Source organism: Streptomyces sp. ICN903, from assembly GCF_022015835.1.
In the GTDB taxonomy this organism is placed as follows: Bacteria; Actinomycetota; Actinomycetes; order Streptomycetales; family Streptomycetaceae; genus Streptomyces; species Streptomyces fenghuangensis.
Genome location: NZ_JAKMAY010000115.1, coordinates 1 through 16,721 on the forward strand (window position 1 = coordinate 1; position 16,721 = coordinate 16,721).

Below are 16,721 nucleotides of genomic sequence, written 5' to 3' on the forward strand. Positions count from 1 at the left end.
GTTCCCGGCTCCGGGCCCTGCGCCGGCCCCGGCCCACGCGCCGGCGCAGGAGACCACGCAGACGTCTCCCGGAGCCCCCGCCCAGCCGTACGCGTATCCGCGGCCGCACTCGCAGCCGCCCCTCGCCGGCATGCCGACGCAGCAGACCCAGCAGACCCAGCCGACACGGCCCTACACGACGGCCCGACCGCTCGCCCCCGCCGGGCCCGCGGACGCCGGGCACCGCGCCCCCGCGGCACGCAGGCCGGGACCGCCCCCGAAGGTGGCGGCCCCGCTCCTGGTGCTGGCCCTGGTCCTCATCGCCGTCGGCGTCTGGGCTCTGACCCAGGCGCCCTGACGCCTGACGGCCAGGCGCCCTGACGCCCCGGTGCGCGCCCCGGCCCTCAGGCGCGGGCCGCGCTCCGGCGGGCGAGAAGCGTCCACAGGCCGAGCCCCAGGATCAGCGCGGTGCCGGCGCCGATCCCGGCCCAGCCCAGCAGCCGCAGGGTCTCCCCGCTCTCCGCGGCCGACCGGTTCAGCCCCTCGGCCGCGGCCTCGCGGTCGTCCTCGGTGACCCCGAAGCCGGCCTCCTCGGCGTTCCCGTCGTACTCGGGACCGGCCTCCGGCTCGCCCGCGATCGTGGTGCGCAGCACCACCGGCACCGTGCCGTCGACGGACTCGGCCAGCTTCCCGTTCGCGTGCACCGCGATGTAGTACCAGCCGGCGAAGCGCGTCCCGCCGAGCTTCGTGCTGCCGTCGAAGCGGTTGGCGAACGCGACGCGCTGCCCGTCCAGCCGGTACGCGGCGGGCTGGTCGGGCCGGTAGCCCACGCCGTCGGTGCCGATCCGCCCGCGGGCGGTGTTGTAGAAGTCCACCCGGAAGGCGCCGCTGACGTACGGGGCGCTGTCGCCCTTGGCCTTGGCCGTGCCGAACTCCACCTGGGTGTGGAGCCGCTGGCCCCAGTCGAGCGGCACCTTGTAGAAGCGGGTCTCGCCGGGCCGCAGCCGGTCCCTCCAGTTGCCCTCGCCCATGCCGGGCGCGTCGTTGAAGCCGGTGCCGCCCTCGATGGGCCTGGCCTCCCCCTCCGGCGCCCCCGGCGGGCTCGGCGTCGCGGCGTCGGGTGCGGCCTCGGACGGGCCGCCGGAGGCCGGGTTCCGCAGCCCCGGCTCCCGCATGACGGAGATCTCCAGCGGCCAGCGTCCGGCGTCGGCGGTCTCGTGGCTGTCCCGCTCCACGGAGAAGTGGTAGACGCCGGGCTCCTGGCAGTAGCCGTCCTCCTTGATCATGCGCCCGGCGAGGTCGGCGATCGGTCTGGCCGTGTCGTCGGAGCCGAAACTCACGTCCCCGTCACCGCAGTCGGTGCCGTCCGCCGACTCCAGGGCGACCTCGATGCCGTCCATGCCCTTGACCCGGCTGCCCGGCTCGGGCAGGGCGGTCGCGGAGATCCAGACGTTGGACTCGCCGTCCAGCGTGACGCTGTAGTACCTGCGCTCGCCCGGCCCGATGTCGTCGGTGTAGAAGCCCGGTTCGATGGCCGGCCCGTGGGCGCTGCTCTCCTCGCCCTCGACGCGCTGGGCGCCCGGAGCCGTCTCGTACGCGGGCAGGTCCTCGGGTCCGGCCGACCGCGCGGCCGCGGCCGAGCCCGGCAGTGCCGCGACCGCGCACAGTGCCGCCGCGGCGGCCAGTGAGCCCCTCATCCTGCGTCCCGCCCGCCCCTTCACCATGCGCCACCCTCCGTCTTGCCGTTGACTGTGACGCCATCGCCGCCCTCAGCCGCCGTACGCGCCGCCGCGCGCCCGCGCGAGCGCGTGTACCGCGTGCACACGGCCGCCAGCGCGATCGCCAGCGCCGTCACAGCCCCGGCCGCCGCGGCGACGGCCGGACCGGACCATCCTGCACCGCCGGGGCCCGATCCGTCCCGGGCGGCCCCCGCTTCCTCCCGCGTATCCACGGCGTCGTGCCCGCCGTCGCGTTCGCGCACGGCGGGCGCGCCGTGCTCCGGTCCGGCCTTCTCCTCGCCGATCACCGCCACGCGCAGCACGAAGCCGACGGCGACGTTCTCGGCGAGCTCGGCGGCGTCCGGGTCGAGGCCGACGCCGATGTAGTACTCGCCCGCGCGCCGCACCGGCACCGCGCGGGTCGCGCTCTCCCAGCGGTTGGTCCACGCCACCGGCACCGTGCCGCCCGACACCGCCGCCGGCTCGCCGCGGTAGAGGGCCCGGGTGTCGAACTCGCCGTCCGGCTGGACGGGCACCCGGGTGGGGCCGTACACATCGGTGCTCACCCGCGTCGGCGTCCCGGCCGGGCCGTCGACGGTCGGCTCGTTGCCGAACTCCACGTCGTAGCGCAGCTGCTGTCCCCAGCCGATCCGCACCCGGTACCAGCGGGTCTGCGCGGGGAGCAGCTCGTCGCGCCACACTCCGGGTCCGAGTCGGCGGGCGTCGTTGAAGCCGGTGCCGCCCTCGACGTCGCGCGGCGGGTCGGTGGGCAGGGGCGCGTCCTCGCCGCCCGCGCCGTAGTCGGGCTCGGAGTGCGCCGGCACGGTGCCCTTCGCGAGGGGCTTCTCGGTGGCGAGGAGCAGTTCGAAGGGCCATCGGCCCCGGTCGGAGTCCTCGTGCGAGCGCCGTTCGACCGCCAGCAGATAGCGGCCCGCCCCGTCGCAGGCGCGGGTCCCCCCGGCCGACGGGATCCGGCTGACGGCGGCGGTGATCGGCATGGCTCCGGCGTTCCGGCCGAAGTACCGCCAGGTGCTGCCGCACCGCGGCCGGTGGTTGTCGTCCCGGACCAGGGTGAGCCGGAGGCCGTCCATGGAGGCGACCGGCACCCCGGGCTGGGGCACGGCCGTCACGGCGAGGTCGTCGGCGGCCGATTCGGCCGGGCCGCCCAGCTCCGCGGCGTACCAGCGCTTCTCGCCGGGGCCGATGGTGTCCGTGTACTGGCCGGGGGCGATCCTGGGCGCGTCGTCCGCCGTCCGCCCGCCGGTGATCCGCTCGCCCTCCATTCGGTAGCCGTCGGCGGACAGCCGCGAGGCGCGCTGGAGCTGTCGGGCCAGGGCGCCGGCGTCGGGCGCGTCGTAGTACGAGCCGTGGCCGGCCCGGGCGATGCACTCCAGCTGCTCGCGGGCCTTCCCGTCCACCTGGAAGCCGATGGCGTCGATCCGCAGGGTCCCCGAGGACTCCAAAGACTCCGGCGAGGGCCCCTGTCCGCCGAGTTCGGCGGCGACCTCGCACGGGTCGGGGGTGCCGCAGGTGTCCTCGCCGTCGGAGACCAGCAGGATCGTACGGCGGTCCAGGGAACCTCCGGACGCCTCGGGCAGGTCCTCGGCCGCTCTGCGCAGCGCCAGACCGATGGGGGTGTCCCCCCTGGGCTCCACCTCGGCGACGGCGCGTTTGACCGCGGCGCGGTCCAGCGGCTCCACCGGCCGCACCAGTCGGGTGTCGGTGCACCCCTCCTCCCGGTCGGCGCCGTAGACCCGCAGACCGGTGGGGTGGCCGTCGGGGAGCGCGTCGACGACCTCGCCCACGGCACGGCGGGCGGACTCGATACGGGTGCCGCCCGAGCCGTCGTCCTCGGCCATCGAGCCGGAGGAGTCCAGCACCATCACCAGCGAGGCGTTGCCTTCCGCAACCGTCAGCGGTGCTGCGGGAGCCCCGCGGGGAGCCGCGGCGGCGAGCGGTGACGCGATCAGCGCCAGGAGGGTCCCGCAGCTCAACGCCGCGGCCATGCGGCGGTGGAGTCGTGCCATGTGCCTTTGTCCCCCTCGGGCGCGCCTCTCGGGTTGGCTTTGCGGGAGCATCGTAGATATTTGCTAACGCGTATATCAAGGCGGTTGCCGTCACGGTCCCGCAACATGTGCGCACCCACCGGCCCGGCCCGGACGTGCGAAGACGGCGAAGCCCCGGCCGGAGACCGGCCGGGGCTTCGCGCGAAGTACCTGTTGCTCTCAGACGCCCGAACCTGCGGGCACGGAGTCGGTCGCCTCCGTCCACAGATCCTGCTCGGCGCGGTCCGCCTGGATCTGGCGGTACACGAGGAGCCCGCCGACGGCGGCCAGTGCGATCAGGAGAAGCTTCTTCACCGCGCTACCTCGTCCTCTTCTAGACGTTGGGACCTACTGGCGCCCGATGATACCCAAGCGGGCATCCCGGCAGAGCGACCGACCCGGACGGACGGCACCCGCCCTTCCGCACCTCGAAGGGCCTTCAACGCCGAGCGCCCGGCCCCTCCGGGGAGGGTCCGGGCGCTCGGTTCGCCGTGTGGGGCTAACAGGACTTGAACCTGTGGCCTCTTCCTTATCAGGGAAGCGCTCTAACCGTCTGAGCTATAGCCCCGCGCTGCACCGAAAGATTAGCGCACTTCAGCCGCGTGCCAAAATCGCGTCGGTCCGCGGCCGCTCCGGTGCGGCGCCCGGGGGGCTCCCGGGGGTCACTCGTCCTCCGCGAGGGTCACCTCGACGCCGCCGACGAGGCCGGCCGACATGTTGTAGATGAACGCCCCCAGCGTGGCCAGGGCCGTCATCAGCACCACGTCGATCGCCGCCACCACCGAGGTGAAGGTCAGCACCCGCGGCAGGGACAGGAAGCCCTGGAGGTCGAAACCCCCGCCGCTGTCCGAGGAGGTCGCCTCGCTGACCGTCCCGCCGACCGCCGCGAACACGCCCATGGCGTCCATCACCATCCACAGCACGGCCACCGCGATCACGGTGCAGATGCCGAGGGCTATCGACAGCAGGAAGCCGACCTTCATCACCGACCACGGGTCGACCTTGGCCACCCGGAGTCGCGCCTTGCGCGTCCTGGGGACCGTACGGGCGCCGGTGCGCGGGCGGCGCATGACGTCCTGCCGGAGGTCGTCCCGCTCCTCCTGGGCGGCCCGCGGCGGCGGGGTGGCGCCCGGCGGAGGCGGGTAGGCCTGCGGCGGCTGGTGCGGCTGCGGCGCGCTCGCGTGCTGCTGGGCGTGCGGCTGCGGTTGCGGGTGGGCACTGGTCACGGTTGTTCCCCCACGGTGGGATTCGCCCTGTCGTCGAGCGTCGTCAGCGGCCGGTCCACGGGCGCCGCCTTCATCGTCGCCGCCCCTGGCGGCGCCCGCGGTTCCACTCACGTTCTGTCTACTCCTCGTTGTCCGGAGCCGACTCGGCGGCCGTCTCCGGGGAAGACGCCGGCGAGGACTCCTCGGTGCCGTCCTCGGCACCCGTCTCCGCGTCGACCTCCTCGGCCTCACGGCCGGCCTCGGCATTGCGTGCGATACCGACCACGGCGTCGCGCTTGCCGAGGTTGATCAACTGGACGCCCATCGTGTCACGCCCGGTTTCCCTGACCTCGGCGACCCGCGTACGGATCACGCCGCCGCCGAGGGTGATGGCGAGGATCTCGTCCGTCTCCTCGACCACCAGGGCCCCCACCAGCGAACCGCGGTCCTCCACGATCTTGGCCGCCTTGATGCCCAGACCGCCACGGCCCTGCACGCGGTACTCGTCCACGGCCGTGCGCTTCGCGTACCCGCCGTCGGTGGCGGTGAAAACGAACGTACCGGCTCGCACCACGTTCATCGAGAGCAGTTCGTCCCCTTCGCGGAAACTCATGCCCTTCACACCGGATGTGGCGCGCCCCATCGGACGCAGCGCGTCGTCGGTCGCGGTGAACCGGATCGACTGCGCCTTCCTGCTGATCAGCAGCAGGTCGTCATCGGGCGAGACCAGCTCCGCGCCGATCAGCTCGTCCTCGCCGCCGCCCTCCAGCTCCCGGAGGTTGATGGCGATGACGCCGCCGGAGCGGGGGGAGTCGTAGTCCTTCAGCGGGGTCTTCTTCACCAGGCCCGACTTGGTGGCCAGCACCAGGTAAGGCGCGGCCTCGTAGTCCCGGACCGCCAGGATCCGGGCGATCGTCTCGTCCGGCTGGAAGGCCAGCAGGTTCGCCACGTGCTGGCCGCGCGCGTCCCGCCCGGCGTCCGGCAGCTCGTACGCCTTCGCCCGGTAGACACGGCCCTTGTTGGTGAAGAACAGCAGCCAGTTGTGGGTGGTGGTGACGAAGAAGTGGTCGACGATGTCGTCTTCCTTGAGCTTCGTGCCGCGCACACCCTTGCCGCCGCGCTTCTGCGAGCGGTAGTCGTCGGTCTTCGTGCGCTTGACGTAGCCGCCTCGCGTGATGGTGACGACGATGTCCTCCTCGGCGATCAGGTCCTCGATGGACATGTCGCCCTCGAAGGGCACCAGCTTGCTGCGCCGGTCGTCGCCGTACTTGTCGACGATCGCGGCCAGTTCCTCGCCGATGATCCGCCGCTGCCGCTCGGGCGAGGCGAGGATCGCGTTGTACTCGTCGATCTTCGCCTGGAGTTCGTCGTGCTCGGCGGTGATCTTCTGCCGCTCCAGGGCGGCCAGGCGGCGCAGCTGCATCTCCAGGATCGCGTTCGCCTGGATCTCGTCGATGGCCAGCAGCTCCATCAGGCCCCCGCGCGCCACCTCGACGGTGTTGCTGCGCCGGATCAGGGCGATGACCTCGTCGATCGCGTCCAGCGCCTTGAGCAGGCCGCGCAGGATGTGGGCGCGCTCCTCGGCCTTGCGCAGCCGGTAGCGGGTGCGGCGGACGATGACGTCGACCTGGTGGGTGACCCAGTTGCGGATGAACGCGTCCAGCGACAGCGTGCGCGGCACCCCGTCGACCAGGGCCAGCATGTTGGCGCCGAAGTTGGTCTGCAGATCGGTGTGCTTGTACAGGTTGTTCAGCACGACCTTGGCGACCGCGTCCCGCTTGAGGACGATCACCAGCCGCTGGCCGGTGCGCGAGGACGTCTCGTCGCGGACGTCCGCGATGCCGGCGATCCTGCCGTCCTTGACCAGCTCGGCGATCTTCAGCGCCAGGTTGTCCGGGTTGACCTGGTAGGGCAGTTCGGTGACGACCAGGCACTGGCGGCCCTGGATCTCCTCCACCTCGACCACCGCGCGCATCGTGATCGAGCCGCGGCCGGTGCGGTACGCCTCCTCGATGCCCTTGCGGCCCACCACCAGCGCGCCGGAGGGGAAGTCCGGTCCCTTGATCCGCTCCAGCAGCGCCTCCAGCAGCTCCTCGCCCGTGGCCTCGGGGTGCTCCAGGTACCACTGGGCGCCGGCGGCCACCTCGCGCAGGTTGTGCGGGGGGATGTTGGTGGCCATGCCGACCGCGATGCCCGCCGAGCCGTTGACCAGGAGATTGGGGATGCGCGACGGCAGGACGGTCGGCTCCTGGTTGCGGCCGTCGTAGTTGTCCTGGAAGTCGACGGTCTCCTCGTCGATGTCCCGGAGCATCTCCATGGCCAGCGGCGCCATCTTGCACTCGGTGTAGCGCATGGCGGCGGCCGGGTCGTTGCCCGGCGAGCCGAAGTTGCCGTTGGAGTCCACCAGCGGCATCCGCATCGACCACGGCTGGGCCAGGCGGACCAGGGCGTCGTAGATGGAGGTGTCGCCGTGCGGGTGGTAGGTGCCCATCACGTCGCCGACGACGCGGGCGCACTTGTAGAAGCCCTTCTCGGGCCGGTAGCCGCCGTCGTACATGGCGTACAGCACCCGGCGGTGCACCGGCTTGAGCCCGTCGCGCACGTCGGGCAGCGCACGCGAGACGATCACGCTCATCGCGTAGTCGAGGTACGAGCGCTGCATCTCGGTCTCGAGGCTGACCGGCTCCACCCGGAGTCCGGCGCTCTCGTCGACCACGGGGACGCCCGGGGCCGGCGCCAGGGGGCCGGGCGCGGCGTCGCCCTCGGTCGGGGCAGGGGTGGTCTCGTCGGCCATTACTGGTCAATCCCTTCGTTGAGCGGCGTACGGCCGACTCAGATGTCGAGGAAGCGGACGTCCTTGGCGTTGCGCTGGATGAACGAGCGCCGCGCCTCCACGTCCTCGCCCATCAGGATCGAGAACAGGTCGTCGGCGGCGGCCGCGTCGTCCAGCGTCACCTGGCGCAGCACCCGGTGGGCCTGGTCCATGGTGGTGACGCGCAGCTCCTCGGCGTTCATCTCGCCCAGACCCTTGAATCGCTGGACCGAGTCGTCCCTGATGCGCTTGCCCTGCTCGCGGCCCAGGCGGATCAGGCTGTCGCGCTCGCGGTCGGAGTAGGCGTACTCGAACTCGTCGCGCGACCACTTGATCTTGTAGAGCGGCGGCTGGGACAGGTAGACGTGGCCGGCCTCGACCAGCGGCCGCATGAAGCGGAACAGCAGCGTCAGCAGCAGGGTGTTGATGTGCTGGCCGTCGACGTCGGCGTCGGCCATCAGGATGATCTTGTGGTAGCGGAGCTTCTCGATGTCGAAGTCCTCGTGGATCCCGGTGCCGAAGGCCGAGATCAGCGCCTGGACCTCCTGGTTCTGCAGGACCTTGTCGATCCGCGCCTTCTCCACGTTCAGGATCTTGCCGCGGATCGGCAGGATGGCCTGGTACTGCGGATTGCGGCCGGACTTGGCGCTGCCGCCCGCGGAGTCGCCCTCGACGATGAAGATCTCGCACTTGGCCGGGTCGTTGGACTGGCAGTCGCTCAGCTTGCCCGGCAGCGAGGCCGTCTCCAGCAGGCCCTTGCGGCGGGTGAGGTCCCTCGCCTTGCGGGCCGCCACGCGCGCGGTGGCCGCCTGGATGCCCTTGCGGATGATGTCGGCGGCCTCGTTGGGGTTGCGGTCCAGCCAGTCGCCGAAGTGCTCGTGGACGATCTTCTGGACGAAGGTCTTGGCCTCGGTGTTGCCCAGCTTCGTCTTCGTCTGGCCCTCGAACTGCGGCTCGCCCAGCTTCACCGAGATGATCGCCGTCAGACCCTCGCGGATGTCCTCGCCCGTGAGGTTGTCGTCCTTCTCGCGCAGCAGCTTCCTGTCTCGGGCGTAGCGGTTGACCAGACCGGTCAGCGCGGCGCGGAAGCCCTCCTCGTGGGTACCGCCCTCGTGGGTGTGGATGGTGTTCGCGAAGCTGTAGACACCCTCGGTGTACTGGGTGTTCCACTGCATCGCGATCTCCACCGAGATCTTGCGCTCCTTGTCCTCCGCCTCGATGTCGATCACCGAGGGGTGGACGGGCTCGCCCTTGCGGGAGTTGAGGTGGCGGACGAAGTCCGAGATGCCGCCCTCGTAGTGGTAGCGGACGTGGCGGGGCTTGTCGTCCTCGGAGGTGTCCGCGGTGTCGGCCCCGGCCGTCTGCTTGGCCGCCGCCCGCTCGTCGGTCAGGGTGATCGTCAGACCGCGGTTGAGGAAGGCCATCTCCTGGAAGCGCCGCGAGAGCGTCTCGAAGGAGTAGTCGGTGGTGTCGAAGATGTCGCCGTCGGCCCAGAACGAGACCGTCGTACCGGTCTCGTCGGTGGCCTCGTGCCGCTGGAGGGGAGCGGTGGGCACGCCCATCTTGTAGTCCTGCGTCCAGCGATAGCCGTCGGTCTTCACCTCGACCGAGACCTTGGTGGACAGCGCGTTGACCACCGAGACGCCCACACCGTGCAGACCACCGGAGACCGCGTAGCCGCCGCCGCCGAACTTGCCGCCCGCGTGCAGCACCGTCAGCACGACCTCGACGGCCGGCTTGCCCTCGGAGGGCACGATGCCCACCGGGATGCCGCGGCCGTTGTCCACGACCCGGACGCCGCCGTCGGCCAGCAGCGTCACGTCGATGGTGTCCGCGTGGCCGGCCAGCGCCTCGTCGACGGAGTTGTCCACCACTTCCTGCACGAGGTGGTGGAGGCCGCGCTCACCGGTGGACCCGATGTACATGCCGGGCCGCTTGCGGACCGCGTCCAGGCCCTCCAGGACCGTGATCGCACTGGCGTCGTACGACGGCTCGCCGCCACCGGCTCCGGAGACGGACGGGGTCGCGGACGGGACAGGGGTCTCCTCGCCGGAGGCGGGGATGGTTTCGTTGGAGTTGCCGGAATCGGCCACGAAGCGCCCTTTCTGGCACAGCACAAGCCTTCCCCTGCGACCGGAGGGAAGAGCCCGGGAGACCTCCCGGAGACCCTGTCCGCACGGCAGGAGCGGCTGCGTCGTTCGACATGTTCCGCAGTAAGGCGGGTGTGTCTCCAGTCTACCGGTACCACTGACATCGATGGGGGTTTGCCGGTACCTGGGGCCGCATGTGCCGCCCTGAACCGGCCTCCGCCGACTCCCCATATGCGGGCCGGGCCCCCAGGACGCTCACGACGGCCCTCAGCGCCTCGGCATGTCAATGAACCGTCACTGTGAGCGCACTCACGGAACGAAGGCTCCCGCCCCTCCCCGCACGCCGGGTTTCCACGCTGGTCAGAGGCCTTTCCGCGGCAGCGAAGCGGCGCCTTCCGGGACCCGGGAGGGCACCGGGGGCGCGGGCGGCCCGCCGAGACCGCCCGTCAGCCGTAGGTGTCCCCCGGCCCCCGGCTGCCCGGAGCGCGCAGCCGGCCGTGCCGGGTGTCCGGCGCCTGCGGCCCCCGCACCCTGATCGACTTCACCGACCCCTGCCCGAGATCGGCGTTCAGCCGCGCCACCAGCTGCGGAGCCAGCAGCCGCACCTGCGTCGCCCACGCCGTCGAGTCGCAGCGCACCGACAGCACCCGCTCCCGCTCGTCGTAGGACTGCGGTACGCAGTGCCGCGCCAGCTCCGGACCCACCAACTCCGGCCAGCGGCCCATCACACCGCCGACCGCCATCGGCATCTCCCAGCCGCGCTCGGTCTTCAGCCGCTCGATCGCCGCCCCCAGCGGCAGCGGGTCACGGCCGTCCCGCCGCGCCCCGGACCGCAGGCCGCCGGTACGGGCCTGCCGCTTCTGCCGTGCCGCACCGCCGCGCGCCCGCGCCTGCTCGCGGGCCGCCCGCAGCGCCACCCTGGCCAGATCGATTCCCGACGGCTCGGCCGCCGGACCCGGAATCCGCACCTCCGCGGATTCCCCCCGCCCGCCCGCGGAGGGGACGGGAGGGCTCCCGGGCAGGCCGGAGAGCTCCTCCGGACGATCCTCACGCCTCACAACCGGGTCACCTCCCCGCCTCCGACCGCGTACCGGGCCCCCGCCAGCAGCTCGGGGACGTCCTCCTCCACGGCCGCCGTCACCAGCACCTGCTCACCGTGCGCCACCAGCTCCGCCAGCCGCTCCCGCCGCCTGGCGTCCAGCTCGGCGAAGACGTCGTCGAGCACCAGCACCGGCTCGTTGCCCTCGCCGCGCAGCAGGTCGTACGAGGCCAGCCGCAGCGCCAGGGCATACGACCACGACTCCCCGTGGCTCGCGTACCCCTTCGCCGGCAACTCCCCCAGTCTCAGCACGAGATCGTCACGGTGCGGACCCACCAGCGTCACACCGCGCTCGATCTCCTGGCGGCGCGCCTCGGACAGCGCGGCCAGCAGCCCCTCGTACAGCTCCTCGCGCGTACCGCCCTCAACCGGCGAGCGGTACTCCAGCACCACCGGGCCGCCGCCCGGGGCCAGCCGCTCGTACGCCTTGTCCGCCAGCGGTCCCAGCGCCGCCACCAGCGACATCCGGTGCGCCAGCAACTCCGCCCCGGCACGGGCCAGATGCTGGTCCCACACGTCCAGGGTGGACAGCGCCCCGCCGCCGGAGGCGCCACCGTGCCGGCGCGCCATCGCGGCCGTCTTCAGCAGAGTGTTGCGCTGCCTGAGCACCCGGTCGTAGTCCGACCGCACCCCCGCCATCCGCGGCGAGCGCGCCGTCACCAGCTCGTCCAGGAAACGGCGGCGCTCCCCGGGATCGCCCTTCACCAGCGCCAGGTCCTCCGGGGCGAACAGCACCGTGCGCACGATGCCCAGCACATCCCTCGGCCTGACCTGCGAGGACCGGTTGATCCGCGCCCGGTTGGCCCGCCCCGGGTTCAGCTCCAGCTCCACCAGCTGCTGCCGCTCCCCCTGCCGCACCACCGCCCGCACCACAGCGCGCTCGGCGCCCTGCCGCACCAGCGGAGCGTCGGAGGAGACCCGGTGGCTGCCCAGCGTCGCGAGGTAGCCGACCGCCTCGACGAGATTGGTCTTGCCCTGGCCGTTCGGACCGACGAAAGCGGTGACGCCCGGATCGAGCGGAACCTCGATCCGGGCGTAGGACCGGAAGTCGGCCAGCGACAGATGCGTGACGTGCATCGGATCCGCTTCGGGGCCGGTCAGCCGCCGACGGGCGGGTCGACGTCCGCGCCCGGCGCGTCGGCGCCCTTCTCCCCACCGGCCGCGGCGGTCACCGCGTGGCCGCCGAACTGGTTGCGCAGCGCGGCGATCATCTTCATCTGCGGGGAGTCGTCCTGGCGCGAGGAGAAGCGGGCGAACAGCGACGCGGTGATCGCGGGCAGCGGCACGGCGTGGTCGATCGCCGCCTCCACCGTCCACCGGCCCTCGCCGGAGTCGGCCGCGTAGCCGCGCAGCGCTCCCAGGTGCTCGTCGTCGTCCAGCGCGCGGACGGCCAGGTCCAGCAGCCAGGAGCGGATGACGGTGCCCTCCTGCCAGGAGCGGAAGACCTCGCGGACGTCGGTGACGGCCTCGGCCGCCTCCAGCAGCTCCCACCCCTCGGCGAAGGCCTGCATCATCGCGTACTCGATGCCGTTGTGGACCATCTTCGCGAAGTGGCCCGCGCCCACCTTGCCCGCGTGCACGGAGCCGAACTCGCCCTCCGGCTTGAGGGCGTCGAAGACCGGCTGCACCTTCGCGACGTGCTCGGCGTCGCCGCCGTACATCAGCGCGTAGCCGTTCTCCAGGCCCCACACTCCGCCGGAGACGCCGCAGTCCACGAAGCCGATGCCCTTGGCCGCCAGCTCCTCGGCGTGCCGCTCGTCGTCCGTCCAGCGGGAGTTCCCGCCGTCCACGACCACGTCGCCGGGGGAGAGCAGCTCACCCAGCGCGTCGATCGTCGACTGCGTCGGGCCGCCGGCCGGGACCATGACCCACACCACCCGCGGGGCCTTCAGGGAGTCCACGAGCTCCTCGAGGCTCTGGACGTCGGCGAGGTCGGGGTTGCGGTCGTATCCGACGACGGTGTGGCCTGCGCGGCGGATGCGCTCGCGCATGTTGCCGCCCATCTTGCCGAGACCGACGAGACCGAGCTCCATCAGGGGGCCTTTCTTCGGTGTCCTGGTGTTGCGTACCCGGGTACGAGCCTACGACGGAGGGGGCGGCGCACAGCTGCGGGCACACTCCGCTCGTATGCGCGCGGACCGGGCCGCGGACGGCTCCGGAAGGCCCTCCCCGATCTCCCGGCCCCGGCCCGGCAGCCGCACCCGTGCGAGGGACGTCCCTCGCGCACCCGGCCGAGCGCCCCTCGCGAGCACACCCGGCCGCCCGCCACCGGCCTCAGCCCGACAGCCGCACCGGCATGATCAGGTACTTGTACGCCTCGTCCGCCTCCGCGTCCACCGCCGGCCTGCCGCTCAGCAGCGCGGGCTTGGTCGAGGTGGTGAAGGAGAGCTGTGCGACCGGGGCGTCGATGGCGCTCAGACCCTCCAGCAGGAAGCCCGGGTTGAAGGCGATCGAGATGTCGTCGCCCTCCAGCTGCGCGTCCACACGCTCCACAGCCTGTGCGTCGTCGCTGGATCCCGCCTCCAGGATCAGCACCCCCTGCTCGAAGGTGAGCCGCACCGGGGTGTTCCGCTCGGCCACCAGGGACACGCGCTTGACCGCCTCCACGAAGGGGGCCGTCTCGATCACCGCGACGGAGTTGAACTCCGTCGGGAAGAGCGTGCGGTACTTCGGCAGGTCGCCCTCGAGCAGCCGCGTCGTGGTCCGCCGCCCGTTGCCCTCGAAACCGATCAGGCCCTCGCCCGCGCCGGAGCCCGACAGCGCCAGCGTCACGTTGTCGCCGCCGCTGAGGGACTTCGCCGTGTCCAGCAGGGTCTTGGCCGGGACCAGGGCCACCGCGGAGGCGTCCGGCGTCTCCGGCTTCCACAGGAACTCGCGGACCGCGAAGCGGTAGCGGTCGGTGGACGCCAGGGTGACGGTGTCGCCCTCGATCTCGATGCGCACGCCGGTGAGCACCGGCAGGGTGTCGTCGCGTCCGGCCGCGATGGCGACCTGGGCCGCCGCGGCGGCGAAGACCTCGCCGGGGACCGTGCCGGTCGCGCTCGGCATCTGGGGAAGCGCCGGGTACTCCTCCACAGGCAGTGTGTGGAGTGTGAACCGCGAGGATCCGCAGACGACGCTCACCCGTACACCGTCTGTGGAAATCTCCACCGGGCGGTTGGGGAGGGCTCGCGAGATGTCGGCCAGCAGGCGGCCGGAGACGAGGACGGTGCCGTCCTCCTCCACATCGGCCTCCACCGAGACCCGCGCCGAGACCTCGTAGTCGAAACCGGACAGGCTCAGCGAGCCCTCCTCGGCCTTCAGCAGCAGCCCCGCGAGGACCGGCACCGGGGGCCGGGCCGGCAGGCTGCGGGCCGCCCAGGCCACCGCCTCCGCGAGGACGTCGCGCTCCACCCGGATCTTCACTTAAGCCGCCTCCCGCTGTTGCTGGCTGCTCGCCTTGCTGGTCTTCGTCGTCGGCTTGTCGCCGGGGACCAGTCTGACGCACCCGGCTGACAGCCGGGGCGGGTCGGGGTCAAGTCGAGGGGAGGGGCGCGGAGCGCGGTCGGGCCGAGTTGTGCACAGGGCCCGTTTCCGATCGAAGTCAGCCCTTTATCTCCGTGGTCGTAGTAGTAGGGCCTGTGGAAACCGGGGATAACTCGATCCGCGCAGGTCAGACAGGAGATTTTGTCCACCGGCCCTGTGGGTGGGGACGTGGACGAACAGGGGGGTGCTGTGGACGCCGGAAAGTTCTGCACATCCCGTGCACAGCGATCCGGGACTTCTCCCCAGGGCCGCCCACAGTTTTACCCACCTTCTCAACAGCCCAACCCAGCCCCTCGGTGTGACGCCTTTCACACGGAGGGGTGACATCGCGCGCCATGTTGTCGAACAGTGGACAGCCCTGTGGAGAAGCTGGTGAAAGCTGTGCACAACGCGGCCGAGGCTGTGGGTGGGCGGTGGACAATCCGATCTGCCGTTTGTGGGCGCATTCGGAATCCACAGCCTGTGGACAACTTCTGACCACAGATCCCCAGGCACCTGACCAGGCTCGTTCGATCACCGAGCGGTGTGCCTGTGGACGCTATCTGGACAACCCGGCGGTCCCCAGAGTGTGGACGGAAGAAAGTCGGTGAATCTGTGGATCACTCTTCTTCCCGGCTGTGGATTCGAACAGCGAGAAGCCCCCGGGAGGGACCTCCTCGGGGGCTTCTCGCCGTCGGGGCGGCCGGGGCGGCCGGGGCGGCCGGTGCGGCGTGTACGGCCGGCGTGGTCCGCGCGGCCGCACACGGCGGCGGGCGCGGCGGCGGGCGCGGCGGCGGGCGCGGCGGCGGGCGCGGCGGAGTCAGGCGTTCTTGATGCGGTTGGTCAGCTCGGTGACCTGGTTGTAGATGGACCGCCGCTCGGCCATCAGCGCGCGGATCTTGCGGTCGGCGTGCATGACGGTGGTGTGGTCCCGGCCGCCGAACTGGGCGCCGATCTTCGGCAGCGACAGATCGGTCAGCTCGCGGCACAGGTACATGGCGATCTGCCGCGCGGTGACCAGGACGCGGCTGCGCGAGGAGCCGCACAGGTCGTCCACCGTCAGCCCGAAGTAGTCGGCCGTCGACGCCATGATGTTGGCCGCGGTGATCTCCGGGGCGGCGTCCTCGCCGCCGGGGATGAGGTCCTTCAGCACGATCTCGGTCAGGCCCAGGTCGACGGGCTGCCGGTTGAGGCTGGCGAAGGCCGTGACCCGGATCAGCGCGCCCTCCAGCTCGCGGATGTTGCGCGAGATCCGCGAGGCGATGAACTCCAGCACCTCCGGCGGCGCGTTCAGCTGCTCCTGGACGGCCTTCTTGCGCAGGATCGCGATGCGCGTCTCCAGCTCCGGCGGCTGGACGTCGGTGATCAGCCCCCACTCGAAGCGGTTGCGCAGCCGGTCCTCCAGGGTGACCAGCTGCTTGGGCGGCCGGTCGGAGGAGAGCACGATCTGCTTGTTGGCGTTGTGGAGGGTGTTGAAGGTGTGGAAGAACTCCTCCTGGGTGGACTCCTTGCTCGCCAGGAACTGGATGTCGTCGACCAGCAGGATGTCCATGTCGCGGTAGCGCTTGCGGAACGCGTCCGCCTTGCCGTCGCGGATGGAGTTGATGAACTCGTTGGTGAACTCCTCCGAGCTCACGTACCGCACCCGGGTGCCCGGGTAGAGGCTGCGGGCGTAGTGCCCGATGGCGTGCAGCAGGTGGGTCTTGCCCAGCCCGGACTCGCCGTAGATGAACAGCGGGTTGTACGCCTTGGCCGGCGCCTCGGCCACGGCCACCGCGGCGGCGTGCGCGAAGCGGTTGGAGGCGCCGATGACGAAGGTGTCGAAGAGGTACTTCGGATTCAGCCGGGCCGTCGGCTCGCCGGGGCCGGTCGCGGGCGCGGGCTGCGCCGCGAGCGGACCGGGAGCGCCGCTGGGAGCCGGGAGCTGCTGGGGATCGGGGCGGCCGGTGCCCCGGGAGCCGTCGTAGCGCGGCACCGGCGGCTGGTCGTAGGGGGAGGCGTGGTGCCGGCCGTCGTAGGAGGGCGGCTCGTACGACGGGCTCTGCGACTGGTACGGGTCGCGCGGCGGCTGCCAGGCGTCGGGGTCCTGGGGCCGGGGCCAGGACCCGGGCTGGTGCTGCTGGGGGGCGTGCGGATAGTCCGGGTAAGCGGGCCGTGCGCTGGGCAGCTCGAGTTCCTGCTGCCGGTCCTCGTGCCGGGGGTCGCCGTGCCGGGGATCGCCGTGCTGGGGGCCGCCGTGCCGGGGGTCGCCGTGCCGGGGGTCGTGCTG

Annotated in this window: 12 protein-coding genes and 1 tRNA gene; 1 reads left to right on the plus strand and 12 read right to left on the minus strand. The window is 72.0% G+C overall.

What is annotated here, in order from left to right:
• Positions 1–130: 130 nt before the first annotated feature.
• Positions 131–337 carry a hypothetical protein gene (locus tag L7D48_RS14095; RefSeq protein WP_237879780.1) on the plus strand — a complete coding sequence of 69 codons (207 nt, stop codon included), beginning with the start codon at positions 131–133 and terminating at the stop codon, positions 335–337.
• 46 nt (positions 338–383) lie between these two features.
• Here L7D48_RS14095 and L7D48_RS14100 read toward each other — a convergent pair whose 3' ends face one another.
• From L7D48_RS14100 to dnaA, 12 genes are all read right to left on the minus strand, one after another.
• A complete protein-coding gene (locus L7D48_RS14100; protein ID WP_237879781.1) occupies positions 384–1,676 on the minus strand; it encodes a hypothetical protein in 1,293 nt (430 codons plus the stop codon).
• Between the two features lie 20 nt (positions 1,677–1,696).
• The gene (locus L7D48_RS14105) at positions 1,697–3,724 is read right to left on the minus strand and encodes a VWA domain-containing protein (protein ID WP_237879782.1); all 2,028 of its coding nucleotides are present in this window, start codon (positions 3,722–3,724) and stop codon (positions 1,697–1,699) included.
• 198 nt (positions 3,725–3,922) lie between these two features.
• Entirely contained in the window at positions 3,923–4,057 is a 135-nt protein-coding gene (locus tag L7D48_RS14110; protein WP_217655894.1) for a DLW-39 family protein, read from the minus strand.
• A gap of 179 nt (positions 4,058–4,236) precedes the next feature.
• A tRNA-Ile gene (locus tag L7D48_RS14115) sits at positions 4,237–4,310 on the minus strand.
• 94 nt (positions 4,311–4,404) lie between these two features.
• A complete protein-coding gene (locus L7D48_RS14120; RefSeq protein ID WP_237879783.1) occupies positions 4,405–5,079 on the minus strand; it encodes a DUF3566 domain-containing protein in 675 nt (224 codons plus the stop codon).
• A 7-nt stretch (positions 5,080–5,086) separates the two neighbouring features.
• Positions 5,087–7,741 (minus strand): DNA gyrase subunit A, encoded by a 2,655-nt coding sequence (gyrA, locus tag L7D48_RS14125; RefSeq protein WP_237879784.1) that lies wholly within the window; start codon positions 7,739–7,741, stop codon positions 5,087–5,089.
• Positions 7,742–7,779: 38 nt separating this feature from the next.
• A complete protein-coding gene (gene gyrB / locus L7D48_RS14130; RefSeq protein ID WP_308312281.1) occupies positions 7,780–9,876 on the minus strand; it encodes a DNA topoisomerase (ATP-hydrolyzing) subunit B in 2,097 nt (698 codons plus the stop codon).
• A 419-nt stretch (positions 9,877–10,295) separates the two neighbouring features.
• Entirely contained in the window at positions 10,296–10,817 is a 522-nt protein-coding gene (locus L7D48_RS14135) for a DUF721 domain-containing protein (RefSeq protein ID WP_237879785.1), read from the minus strand.
• 86 nt (positions 10,818–10,903) lie between these two features.
• Entirely contained in the window at positions 10,904–12,025 is a 1,122-nt protein-coding gene (gene recF, locus L7D48_RS14140; protein WP_237879786.1) for a DNA replication/repair protein RecF, read from the minus strand.
• A gap of 20 nt (positions 12,026–12,045) precedes the next feature.
• Positions 12,046–12,981, minus strand: coding sequence for a phosphogluconate dehydrogenase (NAD(+)-dependent, decarboxylating) (gene gnd / locus L7D48_RS14145; protein ID WP_237879787.1), 936 nt, complete (start codon positions 12,979–12,981; stop codon positions 12,046–12,048).
• A gap of 241 nt (positions 12,982–13,222) precedes the next feature.
• Positions 13,223–14,353, minus strand: coding sequence for a DNA polymerase III subunit beta (gene dnaN, locus L7D48_RS14150; protein ID WP_093851032.1), 1,131 nt, complete (start codon positions 14,351–14,353; stop codon positions 13,223–13,225).
• A gap of 919 nt (positions 14,354–15,272) precedes the next feature.
• Positions 15,273–16,721, minus strand: a 1,449-nt coding sequence (gene dnaA / locus L7D48_RS14155; protein ID WP_305853146.1) for a chromosomal replication initiator protein DnaA, incomplete at its 5' end; no start/stop codon positions are given.